Annotated in this window: 9 protein-coding genes and 1 pseudogene; 2 read left to right on the plus strand and 8 right to left on the minus strand. The window is 67.9% G+C overall.

The annotated features are described in order from the left end of the window. Positions 1 to 692 (plus strand): dienelactone hydrolase family protein (locus MJ783_RS15700; RefSeq protein ID WP_239311190.1); only part of this gene is annotated, 692 nt, incomplete at its 5' end. 316 nt (positions 693 to 1,008) lie between these two features. Here the strand turns inward: MJ783_RS15700 and prcA are convergent. The 6 genes from prcA to arc all read right to left on the minus strand — a co-directional run bounded on the left by prcA (position 1,009) and on the right by arc (position 7,336). Then, entirely contained in the window at positions 1,009 to 1,734 is a 726-nt protein-coding gene (gene prcA / locus MJ783_RS15705) for a proteasome subunit alpha (protein ID WP_239311191.1), read from the minus strand. A 1-nt stretch (position 1,735) separates the two neighbouring features. Beyond that, positions 1,736 to 2,560, minus strand: a complete 825-nt coding sequence (gene prcB, locus MJ783_RS15710) for a proteasome subunit beta (protein ID WP_239311192.1) — start codon at positions 2,558 to 2,560, stop codon at positions 1,736 to 1,738. Next, positions 2,512 to 2,685, minus strand: coding sequence for a hypothetical protein (locus MJ783_RS15715; protein WP_239311198.1), 174 nt, complete (start codon positions 2,683 to 2,685; stop codon positions 2,512 to 2,514). Before MJ783_RS15715 ends, prcB begins: the two co-directional genes overlap by 49 nt. 416 nt (positions 2,686 to 3,101) lie before the next feature. Continuing rightward, the gene (locus MJ783_RS15720) at positions 3,102 to 3,320 is read right to left on the minus strand and encodes a ubiquitin-like protein Pup (protein ID WP_239311193.1); all 219 of its coding nucleotides are present in this window, start codon (positions 3,318 to 3,320) and stop codon (positions 3,102 to 3,104) included. Between the two features lie 281 nt (positions 3,321 to 3,601). Continuing rightward, positions 3,602 to 5,119 (minus strand): depupylase/deamidase Dop, encoded by a 1,518-nt coding sequence (gene dop, locus MJ783_RS15725; RefSeq protein WP_370651647.1) that lies wholly within the window; start codon positions 5,117 to 5,119, stop codon positions 3,602 to 3,604. A 411-nt stretch (positions 5,120 to 5,530) separates the two neighbouring features. Further along, positions 5,531 to 7,336 carry a proteasome ATPase gene (arc, locus tag MJ783_RS15730; protein WP_239311194.1) on the minus strand — a complete coding sequence of 602 codons (1,806 nt, stop codon included), beginning with the start codon at positions 7,334 to 7,336 and terminating at the stop codon, positions 5,531 to 5,533. 120 nt (positions 7,337 to 7,456) lie between these two features. Between arc and MJ783_RS15735 the strand changes: the two genes are divergently transcribed. Beyond that, on the plus strand, positions 7,457 to 7,786 hold the full coding sequence (locus MJ783_RS15735) for a ferredoxin (RefSeq protein ID WP_239311195.1): 330 nt from the start codon (positions 7,457 to 7,459) through the stop codon (positions 7,784 to 7,786). Positions 7,787 to 7,847: 61 nt separating this feature from the next. Here the strand turns inward: MJ783_RS15735 and MJ783_RS15740 are convergent, their stop codons facing one another. Both MJ783_RS15740 and MJ783_RS15745 read right to left on the minus strand, forming a co-directional pair. Further along, entirely contained in the window at positions 7,848 to 8,786 is a 939-nt protein-coding gene (locus tag MJ783_RS15740) for a tRNA (adenine-N1)-methyltransferase (RefSeq protein WP_239311196.1), read from the minus strand. Further along, positions 8,783 to 9,519 (minus strand): annotated as a pseudogene (locus MJ783_RS15745) (peptidase M50); the annotation flags it as partial. The gene MJ783_RS15740 and the pseudogene MJ783_RS15745, both read right to left, overlap by 4 nt.

Below are 9,519 nucleotides of genomic sequence, written 5' to 3' on the forward strand. Positions count from 1 at the left end.
CTGTTCCCGCCACGGTGGTGGCGCCGGCCGCGGACGACCCACCGTACGGCGGGGTCATCGTGGTTCACGACGCTCGGGGCATCACGCCCTACCTCACCTCGGTCTGCGCGCGGCTGGCCCAGGCCGGCTGGCTCGCCGTGGCACCACACCTCTACCACCGGGACGGCTTCGCCGAGGTCGAGCCGGCGGGTGGCTGGCCTACCGCGGTCGCGCGGATGGGTACCCTGACCGGCCCGGCCATCGCGGCGGACATCGACGCCTGCCTGGCCCATCTCGCGCACAACGGCTTTGGCCCCGAGCGGACAGCGGTGATCGGTTTCTGTATGGGCGGGACGGTGGCGCTGGGCACCGCCGCCCGTCACAGCATGGGCGCGGCCGTGTCGTTCTACGGCGGCGGCGTGAGCACGCCGTACTGGGAGGGGTGCGCGCCCCTGGTGGAGAGCGCCCCCTCGCTGCGCACGCCGTGGCTCGGTCTCTACGGTGAGGACGACGCGCTGATCAGCCGGGCGGAGATCGAGGCGCTGCGGGCGGCGGCCACGACGTCAGCGGTACCGACCGATTTGATCGTTTATCCGGGCGCGGGACATGCCTTCCATAGCGACGACCGTGCGGAGGTCTACCGGCCCGAGGCGGCCCGGGACGCCTGGCGCAGGACGCTGAGCTGGCTCCGTAGCCAGGTGGCCCCGGGATAGCGCTGGGAGCGCCGGCGGCGGTGCGGGCACACCCGCCCCTGCACCGAGCCGCCTGCACCGCTGCTCGCCGTATTCCAGCCACCGCTTCGCGCTGGCTGGGAACCCCGTTGCCCGCCGCCCCGCGGGCCACGTCCCAGATCATCGCCGCTATCAGCCGTATTGGCCGTATTGGCCGTATTGGCTGTTGTCGGTGAGCCGGGCAGCAGCGCATGCCCGGCATCGCGGACCGACCGGTGCCGACAGGCCAGGCGTACGCGATGGCCTGCCGGTGTGCCGCAATATGATCGATTTTGTGGGGCGGCTTTCAGAACCCGTCCTAGCGGTCGTCCTTGTCCGCGGTTTCGGCGAGCAGGACGTCGAGCTGCGTGCCGGAGATGCGCTTGAACAGCCGGCGATTGCGGGTGCGGTCGAGCATGGCCACTTCAAGATTTGCCGAGGACAGGGCGCGGTCGCCGTTACCGCCCGCGGGCGTGCCGGCCCGCAGCGCGTTCACGGCTGCTCTCAGCGCGGTGGCAAGCGGCTGGCCGTCCGCGTGATGTTCCTTCAGGGATGCGCTGACCTGCTCGGACTGCCCGCCGATGGCCACGAATCCACGTTCGTCCGCGATCGACCCGTCGTAGGTGAGCCGGTAGATCTGGTCGTCCTCGGCCCGCTCACCGACCTCCGCGACCACGATCTCCACCTCGTACGGCTTGATGCTGTCGGTGAACAGGGTGCCGAGCGTCTGGGCGTACCAGTTGGCAAGCGCTCGCCCGGTCACGTCGCGGCGGTCGTACATGTAGCCGCGGACGTCCATCATGCGCACGCCGGCAGTCCGCAGGTTCTCGAACTCGTTGTACTTGCCGACCGCGGCGAACGCGATCCGGTCGTAGATTTCGCTGATCTTGTGAAGGGTCGACGAGGGGTTCTCGGCGACGAACAGGATGCCGTCGGTGTAGGTCAGCACCACGACACTACGGCCGCGGGCGATGCCCTTGCGGGCGTACTCGGACTTGTCCCGGACGAGCTGTTCTGGGCTGGCGTAGCCAAAGGGCATGGTCATGTCAGCCTCCCGGGTTCGTCATGCGGTCAGCGACGACGGCCTCGACGACAGCGCCCACCTCATCATCGAGGAAGCGGCGGAAGCCGTCCGCGGTAACCGAGGCGACCACCGGGTAGAGACGGCGGACGAGGTCGGGACCGCCGGTCGCGGAATCGTCGTCGGCGGCGTCGTACAGGGCCTCGACACAGACCCGCACCGCCTCCGTCGCGGTCAGGTCCGCCCGGACGAGTTTTTTGAGCGCGCCGCGGGCAAACACCGAGCCCGATCCGATGGCCTGGAAGGAGCTGTCCTCGGCCCGAGACCCGGTGATGTCGTAGGAAAAGATCCTCCCTTTGCCGGTGTCGAGGTCGTAACCGGCATACAACGGGACGACCGCGAGTCCCTGCAGAGCCATCCCAAGGTTGTTTTTGATCATGAATGACAAGCGGTTGGCCTTGGCGTCCAGGCTGAGGGTCGAACCCTCGATCTTCTCGTAGTGCTCGAGCTCGACCTGGTACAGGCGGACGAGGTCCGCACCGATCCCGGCCGTGCCCGCGTACCCGACGCAGGAGTACTCGTCGGCGTGAAACACTTTTTCGACGTCACGTTGTGCGATCACATTGCCCATGGTCGCGCGGCGGTCACCGGCCATGATCACGCCGCCGGGAAACGCCACCGCCACGATCGTCGTGCCGTGGGCCACCTCGGTGGCGGCGACCGGCAGCCGCTCGCGCGCGCCCGGGAGCAGATCGGGCGCGGCCGTGGCCAGGAACTCGGTGAACGACGACGTTCCCGGTGTCATGAACACAGACGGTAGACGCCCCGCGACTCCCGCTGGATCAGCCACAAATCCCCCTTCAGATAGTTGATTGCCTGGGCCGGCGGTCGCCGGTCGTCGGTGAGGTTCCCGAGACCAACGGTGCCGTTGCCGCACACGATGTCACTTGATCCAGCCAGCGTCGGAGCCGGCATGTCGGCAAGCTCATTCCCGTGCGGCCTGCTGTGATCAGAGAACAGGTGTCGCTTGCGGGCTCCGGCAGGAGGCCGTTCGATCAGGAAGCGGTGTCCGGGTGGATGGGTCGCGAAGCGGCGCGGAGACTCACCGGAGATGGTGGGTGGCGACCGACGAGCCGTACCCGTGCATCGCGCGGCAACGGACGGGCAGCGATGACGCGAGGCGCCGACCAGGCGGCGCGAGCCGGGCCCGGTTGCCGGAGCCTCTGAGAGCGTGTGTGAGATCGTCATTCCGCCTCGCCGCGTCCAGGTGCCCCCTGGCCGCGTTGTCGGCCACACCGATACGACTCATCCGGTATCGCTTCGGCCTTCCGCCTTGCCCGGGGGCGCCTGGACGGGGCTCACTGATCGAAAGCCCGATCTCACACACGCTCTTACTCCCCCCCTTTTTGTACGTAGCCCTTCACGAATTCCTCGGCGTTCTCCTCGAGTACGTCGTCGATCTCGTCGAGCAGGGAATCAACGTCCTCGGACAGCTTCTCGTGCCTTTCCTTGAGGTCGCTGGCGCTGGACTCCTCGACCTCGACCTCGTCGCTCTGGTCCGCCTTGCGCCCCGAGCGCTGCTGACCGCCGCCGGTGTCCTTGGTAGGCATGAGACCTCCTTCGATCGTGATGAAGCGACACTATCCCCGGGCTCCGCCATCCTGAACCGCTCGCGGGCGCCGCCGTCAACCTCGCCCTGGCGGCAGCGACGTCGAGGAGTGCACGGGGCCACGTCAGAGCACCACTTCATCACGATCCGGCCCGCACGTCGCGACGTCCGCCCACGGCGCAATACGCCGCTGGCCACCTCCCACGCCGGCGCGCGCAGGCGCACTCTCCCATGTCGGGATATGACCGGTTGCCGATGCTTCCGCGAGGCCGCGGCCGTGGGTCAGCCCTTGGCGAGTGCGTCCACGAGGTCCAGCGCGGTCGGGCAGCGGGCCAGCAGCTCGCCCACGTGCGCCCGGGTTCCGCGCAGCGGCTCCAGGGTGGGTACCCGTTGCAGGGAGTCACGCCCGACATCGAAAATGACCGAGTCCCAGGAGGCGGCGGCGACCTGCTGGGGATACAGCGCCAGGCAGCGGCCGCGGAAGAACGCCCGGGTGTCGTGCGGGGGCTCGGTCATGGCACGGACGATCTCGTTCTCGTCAAGCAGCAGGTCGACCCGCCCGCGGGCGGCCAGGCGGTTGTAGAGGCCCTTGTCGGGCCGGACGTCGGAGTACTGCAGGTCGACCAGCTGCAGGCGCGGAGCGTCCCAGTCGACACCGTCGCGGGCCCGGTAGCCTTCCAGGATGGCGAGCTTGGCGACCCAGTCCAGCTCCCGGGAACAGCTCATCGGGTCGTCCTCAAGACGGACCAGGACTGATTCCCAGCGTGCCAGCACGTCCGCGGTCTGGGCGTCCAGGTCGGTGCCGAAGCGGTCCTCGACGTACTTGCGGGCCTGCTCCAGGTACTCCATCTGCAGCTGGACGGCGGTCATCTTCCGGCCGTCCCCGAGGGTCAGCAGGTGGCGCAGGGACGGGTCGTGGGAGACCGCCCGCAGGCCGGCCACGGGGTTGTCGACGGTCAGGTCGACATCCAGCCAGGAACTTTCGATCATCGCGAGGACAAGCGAGGTAGTTCCGATCTTGAGGTAGGTCGAGATCTCGCTCATGTTCGCGTCGCCGATGATCACATGGAGCCGGCGGTACTTCTCCGGGTCCGCATGCGGCTCGTCCCGGGTGTTGATGATCGGACGCTTCAGGGTTGTCTCCAGCCCGACCTCGACCTCGAAGAAATCGGCCCGCTGGCTCAGCTGGAAACCGGCCTCACGGCCGTCCACGCCGATGCCGACCCGGCCGGCGCCACACACGACCTGCCTGGAAACGAAGAAGGGCACGAGGTGGCGGACGATGTTGGCGAACGGTGTGGAGCGGGCCATGAGGTAGTTCTCGTGGCAGCCGTAGGAGACGCCCTTGTTGTCCGTGTTGTTCTTGTACAGGTGCACCGGCATCGTGCCCGGGACGGACAGCGCCCGCCGCGCGGCCTCGGCCATGACCCGCTCCCCGGCCTTGTCCCACAGCACCGCGTCGCGCGGGTTCGTCACCTCGGGGGTGGAGTACTCGGGGTGGGCGTGGTCGACGTAGAGGCGCGCGCCGTTGGTGAGGATGACGTTGGCGAGCCCCAGGTCGTCCTCGTTGGCGGGAGCCGACGGATCGGCCACGGGCTCGCGGGGGAGCTCGAAGCCGCGTGCGTCGCGCAGCGGTGACTCCTCCTCGAAGTCCCACCGGGCCCGGCTCGTGCCGGTTGCCTGTCGGCTGGCGTAGGAGTTGACCACCAACGACGAGGCAAGCATCTGGTTGGTGGTTGGCTGACCGGGCACCGACACGCCGTACTCGGTCTCGGCTCCCATGATCCGGCGAACGCTCACACTCTCAGCGTAGGTGTTTTGCGGCCGTACCGAGACCTGGATTCGATGGCTGACTGTGCGTGACTGTCTGGCGGATCTCCGAGAACAGGCCGAGCGGCACGCTGCCAACGACATACGAGCCGTTGACAGCCCTGCCCCAGGCACATAACCGATCAGGGGCGGACGTAAAAATCATGGTCTGCGCGATGCGATGTGATGTGGCTGAGGGCCGCGGCTGGCGAGGGAGCGTTGAGCGGCTCCGGCAACAGGAAATGTAGATCAAGAAGCGAGGCTGGGGGCGCGTCACGAGACGGAGGCAGCGGAGAACAGCGGGGTGGGCAGGGCGGGAGATCCCGCCCTGCCCACCACCGGTACAGCGCCTTGTCACCCGGTGTCCGGGCTTCCACCGCGAAAATCGGTTACAGATATCGGTTACAGATACTGGCCCGTGTTGGCGATCGTGTCGATGGACCGGCCGGCTTCGGTGCCCTTGGTGCCGGTGATGAGCGTGCGGATGTAGACGATCCGCTCGCCCTTCTTGCCGGAGATACGCGCCCAGTCGTCCGGGTTGGTCGTGTTGGGCAGGTCCTCGTTCTCCTTGAACTCGTCGATGCAGGCATTGAGCAGGTGCTGCATGCGCAGCCCCTTCACGCCTCCCTCGATGAGCTGTTTGACGGCCATCTTCTTGGCACGGGCGACGATGTTTTCGATCATCGCGCCGGAGTTGAAGTCCTTGAAATACAGGACCTCCTTGTCGCCGTTGGCGTAGGTGACCTCGAGGAAGCGGTTCTCCTCCGTCTCGGCGTACATCCGTTCGACAACCCGCTGGATCATCCCTTGGCAGGTCGCCTCCCGGCTGTCACCGTGCTCGGTGAGATCCTCCGGATGCAACGGGAGATCCGGCGTCACGTACTTGGCGAAGATGTCCTTGGCCGCTTCGGCGTCCGGGCGTTCGACCTTGATCTTCACGTCCAGCCGCCCCGGCCGCAGGATCGCCGGATCGATCATGTCCTCGCGGTTGGACGCGCCAATCACGATCACGTTCTCCAGCTGCTCGACGCCGTCGATCTCACTGAGCAGCTGCGGAACGATCGTGTTCTCGACATCCGAGGACACTCCTGACCCGCGGGTCCGGAAGATCGAGTCCATCTCGTCGAAGAACACGATCACGGGCATGCCCTCGGACGCCTTCTCGCGCGCCCGCTGGAACACGAGCCGGATCTGCCGTTCGGTCTCACCCACGTACTTGTTCAGCAGTTCCGGGCCCTTGATGTTCAGGAAGAACGCCCGTCCGCTGCCCTGGCCGGTCTGTGCCTCGACCTTCTTCGCGAGCGAGTTCGCCACCGCCTTGGCGATGAGCGTCTTGCCGCAGCCGGGCGGGCCATACAGCAGGACGCCCTTCGGCGGCTTCAGTTTGTGTTCAAGGAAGAGATCCTTGTAGAGGAACGGCAGCTCGACGGCGTCACGGATCGACTCGATCTGGCCCTTGAGGCCGCCGATCTGTTCGTAGCCGATATCCGGGACCTCTTCGAGAACCAGCTCCTCCACCTCGGACTTGGGGATGCGCTCGAAGGCGTACCCTGACCGGGTCTCGACCAGCAGCGAGTCACCGGCCCGCAGCCGTCCGTCCAGCAGCGGCTGGGCGAGCATGACCACGCGCTCCTCGTCGGTGTGGCCGATGACCAGAGCTCGATCGCCGCTCTCAAGGATCTCCTTGAGCAGGACGATCTCACCGTGGCGTTCGAACGCGCGTGCGTCGACGACGTTGAGGGCCTCGTTGAGCATGACCTCCTGCCCGGGGCTCAGATCGACCACGCCAACGTTCGGTGACACCGTCACCCGCAACTTGCGGCCCTGGGTGAACACATCGACCGTGCCGTCGTCGTACGACCCGATGAAGATCCCATAGCCGCTCGGCGGCTGGGCGAGCCGGTCGACTTCTTCCTTCAGCGCGATGATCTGGTCGCGAGCTTCGCGCAGCGTGGCCACGAGCTTGTCGTTCTGCCCGCTGACACCGACGAGATCCGCCTGTGTCTCAGCCAATCGTTCCTCAAGGGCACGGACCTGCCGCGGGGATTCGTTGAGTCTCCGCCGCAGCATGGCCACCTCCTCCTCAAGGAAGGCGACCTGAGTTGTGAGCTCGTGCACTTCCTTCTCGTATGCCGACGCTCGTGAATCTCCATCACCTGGACGACCCGAGCTCCCACCGGAGCCAGAGCCCGAACGGGGACCGGACACCGCGCCTCCACCTCCCCCGTGCTGACCGGGACGCACCCAACACTACCGTTGTGACCGCCGCTGGCACGCCTGTCTGACGACTACGAGCCTGCTTTGCCGTAAACAGCGAGTTACGGTGCCATGGTGACAGAAGATCGGAGCTCTGTGGCAACGCCCAGGAATCTCACCGGACCAACAACACCGCCGGCGTTGCGGGTGCGCATCGACCAGGACGCCTGTACCGGAGACGGACTCTGCGTCCAGTTTGCTCCGACCGTCTTCGAGTTCGATGTTGACGGGCTGGCGTACGTGAAGGGGCCGGACGGGCTGCTGCGCACGAAACCCGGTGAATCGGTACCGATACCACTGCCACTGGTAGGCGATGTGGTCGCGGCTGCGGACGACTGCCCGGGCAACTGCATCTACGTGCAGCGTCCCGACGGCACCCTCGAGGCCGGGCCGGGCAGCTGAACCGTCTGTTTCGCAACGCGCTGTCGCGCTACGGCTCCCCGCCGGGGAGCCGTAGCGCGGATCAACGTACGACCGATTCTGCCCCCTGTCGGGAATCCGACAGCGCGGAACCGGGCGTTGGGGACGTCTGCTCGGTCACGTCGGGCCGTGCGCCCTTCGCCGGGCGCCGTCGCCGCGGTGGCGGGGTGACCCCGTCCGCGAGCCGCCGGGCTGTCACGAGGAAGCCGGTGTGACCGACCATCCGGTGGTCCGGGCGTACGGCCAGCCCATCCACATGCCAGGTGCGCATCATCGATTCCCACGCCGCCGGTTCGGCGAACGTGCCGTACTCGCGCAGTGCCTCGACCACCCGCGCGAGCTGGGTGGTGGTGGCCACATAGACGCAGACGACCCCGCCCGGCACCAGCGCGGCGCTCACCGCGTCCAGCACCTCCCACGGGGCCAGCATGTCCAGCACCGCCCGGTCCATGTCGCGCTCGGTCGCCGCGGCCAGATCCCCCACCCGCAGCGTGTGGGCGGGATGCGGCCCGCCGAAGAAGGCCTCGATGTTCTTCTGGGCGATCTCGGCGAAGTCGGGCCGCCGTTCGTAGGAGACCAGCCGCCCGGTATCGCCGACCGCCCGCAGCAACGAGCAGGACAACGCGCCCGAACCCACCCCGGCCTCCAGCACCCGCGCGCCTGGGAAGAGGTCGGCGTACGCCACGATCTGCGCGGCGTCCTTGGGGTAGACCACGGCGGCGCCGCGCGGCATCGACAGGACGAAGTCGGTCAGCAGCGGACGCAGCGCCAGGTACGGTGTCCCGCCGGTGCTTGTCACGACCACGCCGTCGTCCCGGCCGATCAGGTCGTCGTGCTCGATAGCGCCGGAGTGGGTGTGGAACTGGCGGCCGGGCTCGAGCAGGACGGTGTGGCGCCGCCCCTTGGGGTCGGTCAGCTGCACCCGGTCGCCCTTGGTGAAGGCGCCGCGGCGGTGCGCCGCACCGGTCGGCGGCCGGTTCACGAGCGGACCGCCGACCGGGCAGCGCCCGCTGGGTCGATGCGAGCGACCAGATCGACCATGGCGAGGATGCCGACCGGGCGGCCGCCCTGCGTCACCAGGTATTCGGACGCCGGTGTGCCCCGCACGGCTGCCAACAGATCCTCACCTTCCAGCTCAGCGTCGAGCACCATGCCGGGCTCGAGCGTTCGGCTCACCTCGTCCACGGTCATCCACGGCCGGCGATGCTCGGGCAGGGCGTCCACGGCCGACCCGTTCATGACCTTGAGCGGTGTCCCGTCGGAGCCGACGACAGCCACCGCGCTCGCGCCGAGCTCACGCGCCCGCCGCAGCGCCTCGGCGAGCGGCACGGCACCCTCCACCGGCAGCGTGCGACGCGCGAGCCGACCGGCGGATACCCCTGGCAGGCGCATGTGGATCTGAGCCTGCCGCAACAGCTGATACGCCCCAGCCGCGATGAACGCGCTCACACCGAGCAGGTAGACACCGCCGAAGTCGCTACCGGGGGCGAACAGGCCCCACAGCGCCAGCAGGACGGCGACCAGGAAACCGCCGTAGGCGCCGACCCGGATGCCTTGGAGCTTGTTCTTGGTGGCGCCCCAGACGGCGGCCACGACCAGCCGGCCTCCGTCCAAGGGCAGGCCGGGCGCGAGGTTCAGCACGCAGAGGGCAAGATTGGTCACGGTAAGGTCAAGGATGACGACACCGGGCTGCGTACCGCTGTCCACCACCTGTC

It is taken from the genome of Protofrankia sp. Cj3 (assembly GCF_917627355.1).
Lineage (GTDB): Bacteria > Actinomycetota > Actinomycetes > Frankiales > Frankiaceae > Protofrankia.